Source organism: Parasphingorhabdus sp. W113, from assembly GCF_055693205.1.
The window spans coordinates 762,130-778,414 of sequence record NZ_CM146328.1 but is presented as its reverse complement, the minus strand read 5'-3'; the positions used below and the strand labels follow the sequence as shown (position 1 = coordinate 778,414).

Below are 16,285 nucleotides of genomic sequence, written 5' to 3'. Positions count from 1 at the left end.
ACGCTGCATCATGATCTGCGATCAGAGCAGCTATTCTGTCTGGACTAGGCCTTTTTCCGGCGCCGCCTGGCGGCAATCCGACCGGTGATCAGGCCCGCTACCCCCAGCGCCAACATCAACAGATTGCTGGGTTCCGGGATGGATACGCTGTTCAGAGGGCGCTTGGCGTCGGCTGCTTTTTCCGCTGAAGCCGCTGCCCTTGCCCTGTCTGGTGCTGAGTCTTGTGGTGAGTCTTGTGGTGTTTTATTCTCTGCCGAGGCGGCGGTGGCCGCCATGTCCTTTGCTGCCAGCGCGCCAAGCTCTTGCGACGGCACAGCTTGCGCAGGCGTCGAAACCAGGGCGCACAGCAACGCGCATCCCCAAAGGTAAGACGATTTTTCTATTGTCATTTTGGTTTCAATGCCCCTGAAACAAAATCGCTAGGCTGACCCGATAATCAGTGCCGTCTGCCGACGACGGAATGGCTTCACTTGCGGTTGCGCCGCCGCCGGATCAAACGGCCAGCCGCCAGACCACCTGCTCCGAGACCGAACAGGACCAGGACACCCGGCCCCGGAACCGGGGTTCCGCCGGTGGATCCGCCGGAGCTCGACGAGCTGCTCGATGACGAGGAACTGGATGAACTGCTGGACGAGCTCGAACTGCTCGAAGACCCGCCAAAGCTGGACGATCCGCCGGTGGATGTTGAAACACCGCCGGTGGAGGTTGAGACGCCGCCAGTGGATGTGGAAACGCCGCCGGTGGAGGTCGAAACACCGCCGGTCGAGGTCGAGACCCCGCCGGTGGAGGTCGAAATCGCGCCTGAGGAAGTCGAGGTGGAACCGCCGGTTGAGGTGCTTGAGAATCCGCCGGTCGATGTCGAAGTGGAACCGCCCGTGGAACCTGAGGATGTGCCACCGGTCGAAGTAGAGGTTGAGCCCCCGCTGGTTGATGATCCGCCGGTTGAGGTCGAAGTCGAACCGCCGGTTGAGGTTGAACTGAACACCCCGCCGGAAGAGCTGCTGGAGCCTGATTTGCCGCCGCTGCTGGAATAGCCGCCAGAACCGGAAGAGCCGCCGCTCTTTCCACCCTGGCTGGTTTGCGTCGGATAGATCGCATGGGCCGGCACCGCAACAAAGGCGGAAGCGGCCGCTGCGGCAATCAGGGCTGTGCGTAAATTTGACATCATATTCTCCATCAGGCTCAGAGCCAATTTCGCGGTCGGCGGCGCAATGCAGGGCCACCCAAAAGCGGAGCAACGCGTACCGACTGCAAATATAGTTGCTAAAACGTTAATGGAGATTTGGAGTTAATTTTGTGTAAATATATATAGTTAACAAAACCTTTTCTCAAACTGTCTCGATTTGGTGCAGCTTGAGAAATTCTCTTAATTCACGCTCATCCGCGCGGGCAGCCCCGCACGGCGCAAGGCGGCATGGGCGTCGGCGATACTGTGATCGCCAAAGTGAAAAATAGACGCCGCGAGCACGGCATTGGCGCCGCCGGCAATGACGCCTTCCACCAGATGATCCAGCGTCCCGACCCCGCCACTCGCAATGACCGGTATCGCCACCGCGTCGGCAATGGCACGGGTCAGGGTCAGATCATAGCCGTCCCTTGTGCCGTCGCGGTCCATTGATGTGACCAGCAATTCCCCGGCCCCGAGATCGGCCATATGGCGCGCGTGATCCAGCGCATCAATGCCGGTGGGCGTGCGCCCGCCATGGGTGAAAATCTCCCACCGTGGCGCTTCGTCCGCGCCGCTGACCCGCCGCGCATCAATCGAGGCGACCATGCACTGGCTGCCAAAGCGGTTGGCGATGTCGCCGACCAGTTCCGGACGGGCCACGGCCGCGCTGTTCACTGCAACCTTGTCGGCCCCGGCCATCAGCAACGCCCGTGCATCATCGGCGGTGCGCACGCCGCCGCCCACGGTGACCGGCATGAAACAGACTTCCGCGGTGCGCCGGACGACGTCGATAATCGTATCGCGCCCTTCATGGCTGGCGCCAATATCAAGGAAACACAGCTCGTCCGCGCCCGCCGCGTCATAGGCGCGAGCCTGTTCGACCGGGTCCCCGGCATCCTTGAGGTCAACAAAATTGACGCCTTTGACCACCCGGCCACCGGCGACATCAAGACAGGGAATCACGCGAACCCGGACGGTCATGAAGAATCACGCATGGCATTAGGGGAAAAGGCCAGATCGACCATTAGCGGTTCGCCATTGCAATGGCGGTGGCCAGATCGAGCCGGCCGTCATAGAGCGCCCGCCCGGTGATCACGCCTTCGATGCCATCCTGGGTGAACTGGCTCAGCATATGGATATCATCCAGGCCCTTGACCCCGCCGCTCGCAATGACCGGAATATCGACCGAGCGCGCCAGATCGACCGTCGCTTCGATATTGCATCCGGTCAGCATCCCATCGCGGCCGACATCGGTGAACAGCAGTGACGCCACTCCCGCATCCTCGAACCGCCGCGCCATGTCTCGCACGCTGACCTCGGACACATCCGCCCAGCCTTCGGTTGCGACCATGCCGTCGCGGGCATCGACGGCGACGACAATGCCGCCTTCATATGCCTTGGCCATATCGCGAACAAATTCCGGATCTTTCAGTGCGGCCGTGCCGATCACCAGACGGGCGACGCCCAGTCCGAACCAGCGTTCTACAGTTTCACGATTGCGGATCCCGCCGCCAAGCTGCACATAGCCTGGAAAACTGGCAATAATCGCCTCCACCGCGTCCGCATTGCGCGGCGATCCGGCAAAGGCGCCGTCGAGATCGACAACATGGATGTGCCCGGCCCCGGCCTGCGCGAACAGGCCTGCCTGCTCTGCGGGATTGTCACCATAAACCGTGGCGCGGTCCATATCGCCTTCGGCCAGGCGCACAACCTCCCCGCCTTTCAGATCAATCGCAGGAAAAACAATCATGGTTTCCACTCCAGAAATCGCTGCAGAAAAGCCAGCCCATAGGCCTGGCTTTTCTCCGGATGAAATTGCACGCCGACAATATTGTCGTGCCCAACGGCAGAGACCAGCGGTCGGCCGTGATGGGTCGTGGCAAAAATATCGGCCGGGTTGGTGACGTCGAAATGATAGCCGTGCAGATAATAGGCCTCTCCCGCTTCGAGCAGGTCATGGCCGGCGGTCGGCGTCACATCATTCCATCCCATATGCGGAATCTTGATCTCTGGCGACGGCGCTTCCATCGCCTGCACGGTGCCGCCAATCCAGCCAAGACCGTCATGTTCGCCAAATTCGATTCCCTTGTCGGCGAGCAATTGCATGCCGACACAAATGCCGAGAAACGGCACGCCGTCCCGGCGCACGCGCTGTTCGAGCGCCGCGATCATCCCGTCAATGCCCGTCAGCGCATCGCGGCAAGCGCCAAAAGCGCCGACCCCGGGCAGCACAATCCGGTCGGCGGCGGCCACAACATCCGGATCGTCGGTCACCATGATCCCGGTCGCACCGGCCGCTTTGAGCGCGTTGTGCACGCTGTGCAGATTTCCGGCGCCATAGTCGATCAGCGCGAGGGATTCAGCCACCCAATTGCCCCTTGGTCGACGGAATCGCATCGCCTTTGCGCGGATCGCGTTCAACCGCCAGCCGCACCGACCGGGCAAAGCCCTTGAAGATGCTCTCGGCAATATGGTGGTTATTCTCGCCGTAGAGCAGTTCGATATGCAGGGTCAGGCCGGCGGCATCGGCAACGCTGTGGAACCAGTGCTTGAACAGCTCGGTATCCATCTCGCCGAGCCGTTCTTGGGTGAAGCCGGCTTTCCACACCATCCACGGCCGGCCGGAAATATCCAGCGCGACCCGGCTCAAGGTCTCGTCCATCGGCGAATAGGCGCTGCCATAGCGGACAATCCCGGCCTTGTCGCCCAGCGCCTCGGCCAGCGCCTGCCCCAGGGCAATAGCGCTGTCCTCGGTCGTATGGTGCTGATCGACGTGGAGATCGCCCTTCACCCGCAAGGTCAGGTCAATCAGCGAATGGCGCGAAAACTGCTCGATCATATGATCGAGAAATCCGATCCCCGTAGAGATGTCATAGACCCCGGTTCCGTCGAGATTCAGCTCGACAAAAATCTCGGTTTCCTTGGTGTTTCGCTCAATCGTCGCTGTTCTCATGGATGATGCCTATAAAGCCTTGCACATTTCAGGCAAGAAATTCGGGCGGTCAAAGGCACAGAAATTGATCAAATTCCCTTGACCCTGTCACGCGTTCGCGCCACCAAGAGGACATGACTGACAGTGCCCCCGACAGCCTGATTCCATATGACGAAATCGTCCAGGAGGCGTTGCGGGCGGTTGTGAGCCGTGTTTTGGGCGAAGTCGAGGCCAATGGCCTGCCTGGCGAGCATCACTTTTACATCACTTTCAAGACCCGCGCTCCGGGGGTCGATATTCCCGATCATCTGATCGCGAAATTCCCGGACGAGATGACCATCGTCCTGCAAAACCGCTATTGGGACCTGTCGGTGAGCGATGACCGGTTTGAAGTCGGGCTGAGCTTCAACCAGATCAGCTCGATGCTGCATATTCCGTTTGCCGCGATCACATCCTTTGTCGACCCGGCGGTCGATTTTGCGCTACAGTTCCAGGTCGATGAGGTCGAGGGCATATTGGAAGAGCATGAACCGGCCGAAAATGACGGGGAACAGCCCAAGCCTGAGCCGGTGGATGATGGATCCAATGTCGTGACCGTCGATTTTGGCAAGAAGAAATAGGCCGTAACGATCCGGACCGTGTTTCCGGATGACGCCCCTGCCGGGAGGTGATAAGCTCGCCGGCATGACGAAAACCCGCATTGAATCCGACAGTCTGGGCGACATCGCTGTTCCGGCTGACGCCTATTGGGGCGCCCAGACCCAGCGCAGCATCGACAATTTTCCGTTTCCGCGACATGAACGCATGCCGATCCGGCTGATCCATGCGCTGGCGACGATCAAGCAGGCCGCGGCCCGGGTCAACGGCATCCACGGACTGGACCCGGAAGTATCCGGGGCGATCGTCAATGCCGCGGAGCAAGTCCGCTCGGGCGCTTTTGACAGCCAGTTTCCCCTGACCATCTGGCAAACAGGCTCGGGCACCCAGTCCAATATGAATGTCAACGAGGTAATTGCCGGCATTGCCAATGAGCAATTGACCGGCACCCGCGGTGGCAAGGCCCCGGTTCATCCCAATGATCATGTCAATCGCGGCCAGTCGTCCAATGACAGTTTTCCGACGGCGATGCATGTCGCCGCGGCGCTGGCGCATGAAGTGGAGCTGTTTCCAGCGCTGGAGCAATTGCACGATGCGCTGGCGGAGAAAGCCCAGGCCTGGAAAGCGATTGTGAAAATCGGGCGCACTCATTTGCAGGATGCCACACCGCTGACGCTGGGTCAGGAATTTTCGGGCTATGCATCGCAAATGCTGGCCGCCCGCGACCGGATTGAAACCGTATTGCCGCGCCTCTATCTGCTCGCCCAAGGCGGGACCGCGGTCGGCACCGGACTCAACGCCCCGGAAAATTTCGGCAATCAGGTTGCGCGCGAAATTGCCAAGATCACCGGCCTGAAATTCCAGTCCGCGCCGAATAAATTTGCCGAACTCGCCGCGCATGACACGCTGGTCGAGCTGTCTGGCGCGCTCAATGCGCTGGCCGTCGCGCTGACCAAGATTGCCAATGATATCCGCTTGCTCGGATCCGGCCCCCGCTCGGGACTGGGCGAACTCATGCTCCCGGCCAACGAGCCCGGCAGCTCGATCATGCCGGGCAAGGTCAATCCGACCCAATGCGAAATGCTGACCATGGTTGCGGCCCAGATGATAGGCAATCATCAGGCGGTGACGGTTGGCGGGATGCAGGGACATCTGGAACTGAATGTCTTCAAGCCGCTGATCGGCGCCAATATCCTGCGGTCGATCGAAATTGCCTCAATCGGCATGTCGAGCTTTGCCAGCCGCTGTATCGAGGGATTGGAACCCGATCGAGAACGGATCGCAACGCTGGTCGACAATTCGCTAATGCTGGTCACCGCGCTCGCCCCGGTGATCGGCTATGACAAGGCCGCGAAGATCGCCAAATATGCCCATGAGACCGGCCAAAGCCTGCGCGCGGCCGCGCTGGAACTCGAACTGATTGATTCGACGACCTATGATCGCCATGTTAAACCCGAAAATATGGTATAGCTTTTAACAACATAGCCACTGAAATCCGAATGAGTAAGAGTATAGAAAATTTATGAACGACCCGATCGACCAATCTTTTGACGCCATCGAGATACTGACCCGGCAACTGCTCGGCATGTGGGAACAGGCAATTGCGAGCCTGCCTAGCGTGGTCATTGCCCTCGTCACCCTGTTGGTGACCTGGATTGTTGCGCGCTTTGCCGCGCGGATGGCGGACAAGATCACCAACAAGACCAATATGCGCGCGTCACTGCAGGAACTGGTCGAAACGATGATCCGTCTGGCGATCTGGATCATCGGCCTGATGACCACCCTGACGATCCTGCTCCCCGGCCTGACTCCGGCCAGTCTTATCGCCGGCCTCGGCTTTGGCGCCGTGGCGATTGGTTTTGCCTTTCAGGATATTTTCGAGAATTTCATGGCCGGCGTACTGATCATGGTGCGCGAGAAGATGCGTATTGGCGACTATATTGAATGCGAAGGCACCGAGGGCGTGGTCGAACAGATCGCGCTGCGCGAAACCCATGTCCGCCGCAACAATATGGAATTGACGATCATCCCCAACTCGATCCTGTTCAAAAACCCGGTCAAGATCCTGACCGATCAGGAAAAGCGACGCCACGAGGTCATCGCCGGCGTGTCTTATGATACCGATTTGGAAGTGGCGCGGGATGTCATTCTCAAAGCCGTGGAGTCGGTTGATCCGGTGCTCAAGGACGAGCGTATCGATGTCTTTGCCTGTGAATTCAATTCCAGTTCGGTCGACTTCAAGATACGCTGGTGGTCCGGATCCAAACCACGCGCCATGCACGAAAGCCGGGACCAGGTGATTCGCGCGATCAAGCGCGCGCTGGATGACGCCGGAATTGAAATTCCATTCCCTTATGTGACCCACACATTCAAGGAACCCGTGCCGTTGGCAGGAAAGGAATAGGCGCCGATGTCGATCATCCGCAATGTCGCCACCGCAATTGTCGGCAATGAAGCGCGCAAGCGCGGCAAAGGCAGCGGATTACTCGGCTTTGGCCTCGGCATCATCGCCACCCGCATTGCGACACGATCCTTGCCGGGCGCGCTCCTGGTCGGCGCGGGCCTGGTCGCCAAGACGCTGCTCGACCGGCAACGCGAACAGGCCGAAGCTGACGAGGCCGATCTCGAACAGGATCTGAACGACACAGTCCAAACCGATCCGCCAACCGATCCGCCAACCGTGATCGAAGGCGTGGCGCGTGAAAAGAAGACGCCCCCGCGGCGGTCTCGATCCGGCAAAGCGCAAAGCCGCTAGGCCGGCCGCTGGCCCCCCATTGATTGCCAGCACCTTTGCTGTAAGCTGCATCCTGACCGCTGGCCAATAGCGGCGCAGGAGATGATTGTGAAAGCCAGCGAGGCAACCGCCCAGTCCGGGACAGAAACACCCCTTTCCGCACGCCGCAAATTTTATGGCTGGAACAATGCCGCCTTGCTGTTCTTCATCCAGTTTGCCGCGTCCGGATTTGTCTATTTCGCCTATGCCGCGATATTCCCGGCCATGGTCGAAGCGATGGACTGGAACCGCGGTTCTGCTTCGATCGCGCATAGCCTCAGTTTTCTGACGCTTGGCCTGAGTTACCCCCTCACTGCCTGGATGATCGGCCGCTGGGGTGTCCGTTTGACCCTCAGCACGGGCTTGGTGTTGATGCTGATCAGCCTGCTGATGACGGTCTTCTTTGTCACCGAGATCTGGCACTGGACGCTGAGCTGGGGAATCATCATGGGCATGGCCATGGCGCTCGCCGGACCGTTATGCGGCCAGACCGTGATCATCAACTGGTTCGATCGCCAGCGGGCAACCGTGCTGGGTATCATCATGACCGGTAATGCCTTTGGCGGTTTTGTGGCCCAGCCAGTGCTGATCCGGGTGATGGAGCGCTATGATAGCTGGCAATCGGGCTGGCTGGTCAGCGTCGTTGCAGTCATTGCGGCGATGGTGCTGACGCTATTCATCGTCAACCGGCCGCGGGACATCAACCAGCATCCCGACAATATCAATCCCGACCAGGCCGCAACGGAAGCGGGCCATGCAACGGCGAAAGCGCGGACCTATCGCAGCGCGCATAACTGGACCCTGGCCGAGGTGTTCCGCACCAAAGCGGTCTATTTCATGATGATCATCAACATCACCTATCTCGGCATTGGCACCTTTCTGCTGACTCACGGCTCACTCTATCTGTCCGATGTCGGCATTTCCAAGCTCCAGACCGCATCGATTGTCAGCATCTTCATCATGGGCAGTGGCCTCGGCCGGATACCCGCGGGCTGGCTCGGCGACCGATGGGAATTGCGCTGGCTGATGGCGGCGATGATGGGCGCGATGCTGGCGGGATTCGTGCTGCTCTGGTCAGCCGCCAGCTATACCGGTCTGGGGATCGCCGCGATGACGCTGGGCTTGTGCTATGGCGGTTTTTTCGCGCTGGCCCCTGCTCTCACCAGCAATTTCTTCGGTCAGGAAAGCTTTGCCAAGATCAACTCGGTTTTCGCGCCGCTATTGCTGCCCTTTGTCGCAATGGCGCCGGCCGGTGCCGGCTATATATTCGATGCCAACGGCAATTATGATCTGGCCTTTCTGATCGGTTCGATCCTGCTGGGATTGTCGCTGATCGCCGCGATTTGCCTGTCACCACCCAAACACCAGCCGGCGGAACAGGCTTAGACGCGGCCGTCGCTCGACAGCAGCACGGCAATCGGCTTGGTGCCCTTGCGCCCGGCCAGAATGATCATCAAAATGGTCGTGAACGGCACCGCCAAAATCGCGCCCGGAATACCCCAGAGAGCGGTCCAGACCGACAGCGCGACGAGCACGACCATCGGGCTGAGATTGACCGATTTGCTCAGCATTCTCGGTTCGACAACATTGCCGATAATCACCTGTGCGGCGGTCATCAAACCGGTCGCGATCAACGGTATGGTCAGGGTTCCGAATTGCGCCACGGCGAACAGCGCCGGAAAGGCGACACCGACAATCGATCCAATATAGGGAATATAGTTGAGCAGCCCGATGATAATCGCCCAAAGCACCGCATATTCGACGCCCAGGACCGCCATGATGATCCAGCAGACCGTGCCGAGAATGATATTGATCAGCGTCTTGGTCGCCAGATAGCTGCCGATATCATGGTTGATCCGGGCGATCATGTTCAGCGTGTCGCGTGATTCCTGGTCGCTGCCAAAGGCGCGCCGCACCTTGGCCGGAAAGCCGGTAATCTCGCTCAGCATGAAGGACGCATAGAGGATGGTGATAAACACGAAGCCGCCAAAGGTGGTCAGCGATGACAGCACCGACTGCGCGATCGCGGCAATATCGATTTCCGTCAGCAGATTATTGGCAAATTCGCTGACCGCCTTGATCACCGCTTCGCTGCTCCGGTCCAGGATCAGCGACGGCGAGGCCATCATGTCAGCCATTTCCGGCTTTGGTGCGGCCACTTCTTCCGGCTGTTGCGGAAACCAGGCGGCAAAGAGATTTTCGAGATTATTCTGATAGCGCGGCAGCGATGGTACCAGGGTTTGCAAGCTGGCCACCAGCATCCGGGTCATCGCGAAAAACAGGAACAATACGCCGAGCAAGGCCAGGGTTGCGCGCACCCACATCGGCGTCCGCCCGAGACCGGGCAAGCGCGCCACCGCGGCGCTGGCGGCATAGAGGATCTGCAACAGGATCACCGCCGTGACGATCGGCAGGATGATGTCCTTGCCGACATAAAACAGCCAACCGATCATGATGGTGATACCGACCGAGAAGAATATTGTACTGACGCGGCCCTGCAACATGGTCTTGATCGGCATCCTCAAACGCGGCGAAAGCCGCAACAACTATTTGATAAAGAGAAAATTCCCGCCTGTCATCACATCATCTCGCCAGCCAGGCCGATAACGGTCTTGACGCCGCCGGTCGTTCTCGGCCAATAGCCGCTATGGCCGACGATATTTCATCCCATTCGCCCGAAGACAAGCATCTCGTATTGAGCCGCCGCGGACTTTTGTTCGTGCTGTCCTCGCCATCCGGCGCCGGAAAATCCACCCTCGCGCGGATGCTGCTGGAATCCGATGACCAGATCGAAATGTCGGTTTCCGTCACCACGCGGCAACAGCGGCCCGGCGAAGAACATGGCAAGGACTATTATTTCGTCAATGGCGACGAATTTGAAGAGATGGTCGCGGATCATGCCTTTCTCGAATATGCGACGGTTTTTGGCAATCGCTATGCGACACCCGCGGCGCCGGTTCAGAAAAGCCTTGAAGACGGCCAGGATGTGCTGTTTGACATTGACTGGCAAGGCACGCAGCAATTGTATCAGCGCGCGGGCGAGGATGTCGTCCGCATTTTCATTCTCCCGCCGTCACTGGTCGCCTTGCGCGCGCGGCTCGAAAGCCGGGCCACGGACAGCACCGAGATTATCGACAGCCGCATGCAGCGCGCAGCCAGCGAAATCAGCCATTGGGATGGCTATGACTATGTCCTGATCAATGATGATCTCGACGCCTGTTTCGCGCGGGTCCAGACGATCCTCGCCACCGAGCGCATGCGGCGGTCACGGCAGACTGGACTGATCGGATTTGTGCGCGATCTGATGGCCCAGGAACGCGGCTGAACCGGCGCCTATTCTGCCGGACGTTTCACATAAAGGCCGTCAAACACCGTCGACCAGGTCGCTCGGTTATCAGATGACGTCTGCCAGTGCTGGCGAACGCTGCCATCCGCATTGGGCGTCCAGGTGACGCGGTTGATCGGCGACCCCGCGACATAGCCGGGCCAGTTGGCATTGCTCAGCACCATCGCGCCATCGGCATTGAGCCCGCCGGCGACGAACAGCGCCGTGCCATCCGCGCCCATCCAGGTCTGGTGCCAGATTTTGCGGGCCCCGTAATAGAAACTCATGCTCATGCCCGTATAGCCGCCCGCGGTTGCATAATCTTCGCGGATGACACAGCCGCCATGCTGCGCGCTGATCCGGTTGACCGCCGTCGGTTTGTCCTGGCCGGCCGGTGTCACGTCCCAGGTACCAATCCAGAAATCAAACGCCCGATATGCGGATGCGGTGCACGGCGGCGCGGGCGTCTGCGGCGGCGGTGCCGGTGCCGGAGCGGCCTGATCGGTGGTTGCCGCAGGCGATGCGGATTGGATAGCGATAAACGCGGCCGGACTGGCCGCGTAAACAGGGGACGACACCAAAATAGTTGCGATCAGAGCGCTGATTAGGGGAACGACGCTCCGGACAATATTTCGGGAAAAGGAGCTTGCCCATGCGGTAGGCAAAAATTCCCGACATGCCAAATCACCAACCACTTTTATCATGCGGTGCCATCCCCCTTTTTGCAGCCAGTCCCCGTCCCGCCATCTGTGAAGGAGACGGAGCGGTTTGCGGCCTGTACCCGGTTTAGCCGACCACTGGCAGCAGCAGCACCCGATTTCGACAAACCGGGAACAGCCTTCGACCGCGGACAGGGGATTTTTATCGACTTAAAACAATATTTCAACCGCACGAACAATCCGCACTTGCCAAAAGAACATATATAGAACATTATACGACCCAATGACCCGCTGGACTCTCCTCTTTTTCTTCGGCAAGACGACCGCATGAGTCTTACCCACATCAAAGTCAAAGGCGCCCGCGAGCATAATCTCAAGGGCGTCGATATCGACCTTCCGCGCGACAAGCTGATCGTTATTACCGGGCTTTCCGGCAGCGGAAAGTCGTCGCTAGCGTTCGACACCATCTATGCCGAGGGCCAGCGGCGCTATGTCGAATCGCTGTCCGCCTATGCCCGGCAATTTCTCGAGATGATGCAGAAGCCGGATGTCGAGCATATCGAGGGGCTTTCCCCGGCGATTTCGATCGAACAGAAGACCACATCGCGCAATCCGCGTTCGACCGTCGCCACGGTCACCGAGATTTATGACTATATGCGCCTGCTCTGGGCGCGGGCCGGGGTGCCCTATTCGCCGGCGACCGGAGAGCCGATTACCGCCCAGACGGTCAGCCAGATGGTCGATCGGGTCATGGCGCTGCCCGAAAAAACCCGCTTCTACCTGCTCGCGCCGGTCGTCCGCGGGCGCAAGGGGGAATATCGCAAGGAATTGCTCGAATGGCAAAAAGCCGGCTTCACACGGGTGCGCGTCGACGGCGAATTTTACGATATCGAGGAAACCCCCAAGCTCGACAAGAAATTGAAACATGACATTGAGGTCGTGGTCGACCGCCTGGTCGTGCGGGATGGCATGGAAACCCGGCTTGCCGACAGCTTCGAAACCGCCTTGCGGCTGGCCGACGGGCTCGCTTTTGTCGACCTGGCGGAGGGGATTGTCCCCGGCCGCGCCGAAGCCGAAACCGGCACCAAGATGAAAGGCACCGGACTGCCCGACAACCGGATTGTCTTTTCCGAGCGCTTCGCCTGCCCGGTCAGCGGCTTCACAATCGAGGAAATCGCGCCGCGCCTGTTCTCGTTCAACGCCCCGCAAGGCGCCTGCCCGGCCTGTGATGGTCTTGGCGAGAAGCTCCATTTCGATACCCAGCTGGTCGTGCCCAATCCGGCTTTGTCGATCAAACAGGGGGCGGTCGTACCCTGGGCCAAGTCTAACCCGCCGAGCCCTTACTATATGCAGGTGCTCGGCAGCCTCGCGAAGCATTTCGAATTTTCGCTCGACACCCCGTGGCAGGATCTCAGCGAACATCATCGCGATATCATCCTCAACGGCACCCAGGGGCTGCCGGTCACATTGCGCTTTCAGGATGGCCGCAAGAGCTATGAAGTGAAAAAGCCGTTTGAAGGCGTGGTCGGCAATCTGACCCGCCGGATGCTGCAGACCGAAAGCGCCTGGATGCGCGAAGAGCTCGCGAAGTTTCAGGCCGCCGCCCCTTGCGAAACCTGTCACGGCGCCCGGCTCAAGCCCGAGGCACTCGCGGTCAAGATTGCCGGCGAAGATATCAGCATCCCGACCCGCCGCAGCGTTGGCGACGCCCTTGCGTTTTTCAATGGTCTTGCGGATCAGCTCGACCAGACGCAGCAGCAGATTGCCGAGCCGATCCTCAAGGAAATCATCGAACGGCTGGGCTTTTTGAACAATGTCGGACTGGACTATCTCAATCTCGACCGGACCAGCGGCACGCTGTCGGGCGGCGAAAGCCAGCGCATCCGGCTGGCCAGCCAGATCGGATCAGGGCTAAGCGGCGTGCTCTATGTGCTGGACGAGCCCAGCATTGGTCTGCACCAGCGCGACAATGACCGGTTGCTGACCACACTCAAACGCCTGCGCGATCTGGGCAATACGGTGATCGTTGTCGAACATGACGAGGATGCCATTCGCACCGCCGACTATGTCGTCGACATGGGCCCGGGTGCCGGCGTGCATGGCGGTGATGTCGTCGCCGCCGGGACGCTGAAGCAGATCCTGAAAGCCAAGAAATCCCTGACCGCAGCCTATCTGAACGGATCACGCGAAATTGCGGTGCCGGCGAAGCGCCGCAAGGGCAATGGCAAGAAACTGACCGTCCACGGCGCCTCTGCCAATAATCTGCAGAATGTGACCGCCTCTATCCCGCTTGGAACCTTCATCTGCATCACCGGCCTGTCGGGATCCGGCAAATCATCGTTGACCATCGACACCCTGTACGCGTCGGCCGCGCGCACGCTCAATGGCGCGCGGGTGATTGCCGGCAAGCATGACAAAATTACCGGCCTCGAACATTGCGACAAGGTGATCGATATTGATCAGTCGCCAATTGGCCGGACGCCGCGATCCAACCCGGCCACCTATACCGGGGCGTTCACCAATATTCGCGACTGGTTTGCGGGTCTGCCCGAAGCGCAGGCGCGGGGCTATAAACCCGGGCGATTCAGCTTCAATGTCAAGGGCGGCCGCTGCGAAGTGTGCCGGGGCGACGGGCTGATCAAGATCGAGATGCACTTCCTGCCCGATGTCTATGTCACCTGCGAGGAATGCGGTGGCAAACGCTATAATCGCGAGACACTGGAAGTGAAGTTCAAGGGCAAGTCGATCGCCGACATTCTCGACATGACGGTCGAGGATGCGGTGAGCTTCTTCAAGGCGGTCCCGCCGATCCGCGACAAGATGGCCATGCTCTATGAAGTCGGCCTCGGCTATATCAAGGTCGGTCAACAAGCGACGACCCTGTCAGGCGGCGAAGCCCAGCGGGTCAAGCTCGCCAAGGAGCTCAGCAAACGATCGACCGGGCAAACGCTCTATATTTTGGACGAACCAACCACCGGGCTCCATTTCGAAGATGTCCGCAAGCTGCTGCAGGTGCTGCATCAGCTGGTCGAGCAAGGCAATAGCGTGGTCGTCATCGAGCATAATCTCGACGTCATCAAGACCGCCGACCATATTCTCGACCTCGGCCCCGAAGGCGGCGTGCGCGGCGGAGAAATCGTCGCCGAAGGCACACCGGAACAGGTCGCCCAGGTCAAGGGCAGCTATACTGGCGGTTATCTGAAGGACATGCTGGCGAAATAGCGGCAGCCCCATATCAAAAAACAATACGGGTCTCGTCATCCTGAACTTGTTTCAGGACCTCAGGCGACCGGGCATTGCCGCAATGGATCCTGAAACAAGTTCAGGATGACGGCCTTGGTGTCAGGATGACGATATCTGTGTTCCCTTTTTGGGAGGATTGTTGACGGCGATGCCGATCGTCCTGCCCTCCTCCGTCCCCCGGACGGCTTTCCTACAGACCACCGGCTGTGATAACCAGCGATCGGTTCTTTCTCACCGTTGAATGACAATCCCGAACATGCCCCGTCCGATTATAGGCAGGGTGTGAACCGTGTGACCTTTCGGACAGCCGCGCCGGCCGGCCGGTTGACAATAGCGGCAATGCGCCGTGCCGATTGCTTGATAGAAAGGGAAGGATTTGGAAGGTCACACTAGGCCGTTACCTTATACCCATATTGTTTCGAAAGACATCATCATATCCCATTGTAATATATATTATAATCAAGCTCTTTCTCGATTGATCCAACGCTTCGTCGACCGTTCAAAGACATAGCTGTCATGTGAATTTTGCCCCCGACAAACCCGTTTTCACCCCGCGCCATGGAACGGAAGCCACGCCCGCCCTGCCCGACCTGCTCTTGACAGGCGCCCCAACCGACCGGCACGTTCCAACGCATGAAACTCAGTCCCCATTTCTATCTCAGCGAGTTTACCCAGTCGCAAACCGCGACCAGGCTGATGCTCGACAACAATCCCGGGCCAAAGGAAATTGCTGCCCTCAAGCTGCTCTGCGAAAAAGTGCTCGAGCCGGTGCGCGAAAATTATGGTTTGCCGGTGCGGATTTCGTCGGGCTATCGGTCGCCGGCGGTCAACCGGGCGTTGCGCGGGTCCCGCAATTCGCAGCACAGCAAGGGCGAAGCGGCGGATTTCGAGATTGCCGGCATTTCCAACCTGCGGATCTGCCGCTGGATGGAGCGGCGGCTCAACTATGACCAGCTGATCCTCGAATTTTACCAGCCGGGCGTTCCCGCCAGTGGTTGGGTGCATGTGTCCTATCGCGAACCGTATCGCAATCAGGAACTCACCGCCCGCCGGGTGGTCCGCAATGGGCGACGGCGCACGGAATATATTGCCGGTATTGTGGGCTAACCGTCGGCATCAGGCAGCGGATTTGAGCACCTTGTTCTGCCACAGCAGCAACAGGGGAGCGAGCAATTCGACAACCATTCCGGCGATCTGCGTTTCCGGGGGTGCGCCGACCGACAGATAGGAAATGACTCGTCCAATGCCGCCGATAAACACCGCCACGATCGCCAGGCGGAACAGCAAGGCCCGTCCGACCACATCGCCGGCAGAATAGAACAGCATCGCCGCAACCCCGATATAGACGCCCGACAGATAGCGGAACTGATTGTCCATCGCATTAGAGAATGGCGCGCCTTCCATCAGCTGCGCCGCGCCGAAAAGCATACCCGTCACGCCATAATAGAGCGGAATGAAGGCAATCAGGATGGTCATTATGCGAAACGGATTCATGGCTATAGTCTCCCCTATGCAACTATTCCGTTGCAATATGGGACCTATTTAACCGATCAGCGCGCAATGGCAAGCGCTTGTGCGCACTGGCTTC

Annotated in this window: 17 protein-coding genes; 9 read left to right on the top strand and 8 right to left on the bottom strand. The window is 59.3% G+C overall.

The annotated features are described in order from the left end of the window. Window positions 1–44: 44 nt before the first annotated feature. Entirely contained in the window at window positions 45–389 is a 345-nt protein-coding gene (locus tag ACZ1GS_RS03720; protein WP_472697148.1) for a hypothetical protein, read from the bottom strand. 183 nt (window positions 390–572) lie between these two features. On the opposite strand from ACZ1GS_RS03720, the gene ACZ1GS_RS03715 reads away from it, so the two are divergent. Further along, a complete protein-coding gene (locus tag ACZ1GS_RS03715) occupies window positions 573–1,034 on the top strand; it encodes a hypothetical protein (protein WP_472697147.1) in 462 nt (153 codons plus the stop codon). A 332-nt stretch (window positions 1,035–1,366) separates the two neighbouring features. Here ACZ1GS_RS03715 and hisF read toward each other — a convergent pair whose 3' ends face one another. The 4 genes from hisF to hisB are packed head-to-tail and all read right to left on the bottom strand — an operon-like array spanning window position 1,367 to window position 4,121. Further along, window positions 1,367–2,149 carry an imidazole glycerol phosphate synthase subunit HisF gene (hisF, locus tag ACZ1GS_RS03710; protein ID WP_472697146.1) on the bottom strand — a complete coding sequence of 261 codons (783 nt, stop codon included), beginning with the start codon at window positions 2,147–2,149 and terminating at the stop codon, window positions 1,367–1,369. Window positions 2,150–2,192: 43 nt separating this feature from the next. Further along, window positions 2,193–2,918, bottom strand: a complete 726-nt coding sequence (gene hisA / locus ACZ1GS_RS03705; RefSeq protein WP_472697145.1) for a 1-(5-phosphoribosyl)-5-[(5-phosphoribosylamino)methylideneamino]imidazole-4-carboxamide isomerase — start codon at window positions 2,916–2,918, stop codon at window positions 2,193–2,195. Next, complete coding sequence (hisH, locus tag ACZ1GS_RS03700) at window positions 2,915–3,565, bottom strand: imidazole glycerol phosphate synthase subunit HisH (RefSeq protein WP_472697144.1); 651 nt, start codon at window positions 3,563–3,565, stop codon at window positions 2,915–2,917. The genes hisA and hisH overlap by 4 nt, the downstream gene beginning before the upstream one ends. Further along, window positions 3,528–4,121 carry an imidazoleglycerol-phosphate dehydratase HisB gene (hisB, locus tag ACZ1GS_RS03695; RefSeq protein WP_472697143.1) on the bottom strand — a complete coding sequence of 198 codons (594 nt, stop codon included), beginning with the start codon at window positions 4,119–4,121 and terminating at the stop codon, window positions 3,528–3,530. Before hisB ends, hisH begins: the two co-directional genes overlap by 38 nt. Before the next feature lie 113 nt (window positions 4,122–4,234). On the opposite strand from hisB, the gene ACZ1GS_RS03690 reads away from it, so the two are divergent. The 5 genes from ACZ1GS_RS03690 (at window position 4,235) to ACZ1GS_RS03670 (ending at window position 8,856) form a co-directional block, all read left to right on the top strand. Next, entirely contained in the window at window positions 4,235–4,720 is a 486-nt protein-coding gene (locus ACZ1GS_RS03690; RefSeq protein ID WP_472697142.1) for an SspB family protein, read from the top strand. Between the two features lie 64 nt (window positions 4,721–4,784). Beyond that, a complete protein-coding gene (gene fumC / locus ACZ1GS_RS03685) occupies window positions 4,785–6,167 on the top strand; it encodes a class II fumarate hydratase (RefSeq protein ID WP_472697141.1) in 1,383 nt (460 codons plus the stop codon). 52 nt (window positions 6,168–6,219) lie between these two features. After that, window positions 6,220–7,101, top strand: a complete 882-nt coding sequence (locus tag ACZ1GS_RS03680; RefSeq protein ID WP_472697140.1) for a mechanosensitive ion channel family protein — start codon at window positions 6,220–6,222, stop codon at window positions 7,099–7,101. 6 nt (window positions 7,102–7,107) lie between these two features. Further along, window positions 7,108–7,452 carry a hypothetical protein gene (locus ACZ1GS_RS03675; protein WP_472697139.1) on the top strand — a complete coding sequence of 115 codons (345 nt, stop codon included), beginning with the start codon at window positions 7,108–7,110 and terminating at the stop codon, window positions 7,450–7,452. Between the two features lie 87 nt (window positions 7,453–7,539). Beyond that, window positions 7,540–8,856, top strand: a complete 1,317-nt coding sequence (locus ACZ1GS_RS03670; protein ID WP_472697138.1) for an MFS transporter — start codon at window positions 7,540–7,542, stop codon at window positions 8,854–8,856. Here ACZ1GS_RS03670 and ACZ1GS_RS03665 read toward each other — a convergent pair. After that, window positions 8,853–9,989 (bottom strand): AI-2E family transporter, encoded by a 1,137-nt coding sequence (locus ACZ1GS_RS03665; protein ID WP_472697137.1) that lies wholly within the window; start codon window positions 9,987–9,989, stop codon window positions 8,853–8,855. The two genes, ACZ1GS_RS03670 and ACZ1GS_RS03665, sit on opposite strands and share 4 nt — an antisense overlap. 128 nt (window positions 9,990–10,117) lie before the next feature. Here ACZ1GS_RS03665 and gmk point away from each other — a divergent pair, with 128 nt between their 5' ends. After that, window positions 10,118–10,795, top strand: coding sequence for a guanylate kinase (gmk, locus tag ACZ1GS_RS03660; RefSeq protein ID WP_472697136.1), 678 nt, complete (start codon window positions 10,118–10,120; stop codon window positions 10,793–10,795). 8 nt (window positions 10,796–10,803) lie between these two features. On the opposite strand, the gene ACZ1GS_RS03655 is transcribed toward gmk, so the two are convergent. After that, window positions 10,804–11,376 (bottom strand): hypothetical protein, encoded by a 573-nt coding sequence (locus tag ACZ1GS_RS03655; protein WP_472697135.1) that lies wholly within the window; start codon window positions 11,374–11,376, stop codon window positions 10,804–10,806. 405 nt (window positions 11,377–11,781) lie between these two features. Here ACZ1GS_RS03655 and uvrA point away from each other — a divergent pair, with 405 nt between their 5' ends. Continuing rightward, window positions 11,782–14,676, top strand: a complete 2,895-nt coding sequence (uvrA, locus tag ACZ1GS_RS03650) for an excinuclease ABC subunit UvrA (protein WP_472697134.1) — start codon at window positions 11,782–11,784, stop codon at window positions 14,674–14,676. A gap of 654 nt (window positions 14,677–15,330) precedes the next feature. Next, entirely contained in the window at window positions 15,331–15,804 is a 474-nt protein-coding gene (locus tag ACZ1GS_RS03645; RefSeq protein WP_472697133.1) for a D-Ala-D-Ala carboxypeptidase family metallohydrolase, read from the top strand. A gap of 9 nt (window positions 15,805–15,813) precedes the next feature. Here ACZ1GS_RS03645 and ACZ1GS_RS03640 read toward each other — a convergent pair whose 3' ends face one another. Next, window positions 15,814–16,191 (bottom strand): DUF4345 domain-containing protein, encoded by a 378-nt coding sequence (locus ACZ1GS_RS03640; protein ID WP_472697132.1) that lies wholly within the window; start codon window positions 16,189–16,191, stop codon window positions 15,814–15,816. Between the last annotated feature and the right edge of the window lie 94 nt (window positions 16,192–16,285).

Coding starts and splice junctions, on each gene's coding strand:
- hisF (WP_472697146.1), bottom strand. CDS start 2,149: ATGACCGTCCGGGTTCGCGTGATTCCCTGTCTTGATGTCGCCGGTGGC.
- hisH (WP_472697144.1), bottom strand. CDS start 3,565: ATGCGATTCCGTCGACCAAGGGGCAATTGGGTGGCTGAATCCCTCGCG.
- ACZ1GS_RS03645 (WP_472697133.1), top strand. CDS start 15,331: ATGAAACTCAGTCCCCATTTCTATCTCAGCGAGTTTACCCAGTCGCAA.
- fumC (WP_472697141.1), top strand. CDS start 4,785: ATGACGAAAACCCGCATTGAATCCGACAGTCTGGGCGACATCGCTGTT.
- hisB (WP_472697143.1), bottom strand. CDS start 4,121: ATGAGAACAGCGACGATTGAGCGAAACACCAAGGAAACCGAGATTTTT.
- ACZ1GS_RS03680 (WP_472697140.1), top strand. CDS start 6,220: ATGAACGACCCGATCGACCAATCTTTTGACGCCATCGAGATACTGACC.
- ACZ1GS_RS03665 (WP_472697137.1), bottom strand. CDS start 9,989: ATGCCGATCAAGACCATGTTGCAGGGCCGCGTCAGTACAATATTCTTC.
- ACZ1GS_RS03640 (WP_472697132.1), bottom strand. CDS start 16,191: ATGAATCCGTTTCGCATAATGACCATCCTGATTGCCTTCATTCCGCTC.
- uvrA (WP_472697134.1), top strand. CDS start 11,782: ATGAGTCTTACCCACATCAAAGTCAAAGGCGCCCGCGAGCATAATCTC.
- ACZ1GS_RS03675 (WP_472697139.1), top strand. CDS start 7,108: ATGTCGATCATCCGCAATGTCGCCACCGCAATTGTCGGCAATGAAGCG.
- hisA (WP_472697145.1), bottom strand. CDS start 2,918: ATGATTGTTTTTCCTGCGATTGATCTGAAAGGCGGGGAGGTTGTGCGC.
- ACZ1GS_RS03690 (WP_472697142.1), top strand. CDS start 4,235: ATGACTGACAGTGCCCCCGACAGCCTGATTCCATATGACGAAATCGTC.
- ACZ1GS_RS03720 (WP_472697148.1), bottom strand. CDS start 389: ATGACAATAGAAAAATCGTCTTACCTTTGGGGATGCGCGTTGCTGTGC.
- gmk (WP_472697136.1), top strand. CDS start 10,118: ATGGCCGACGATATTTCATCCCATTCGCCCGAAGACAAGCATCTCGTA.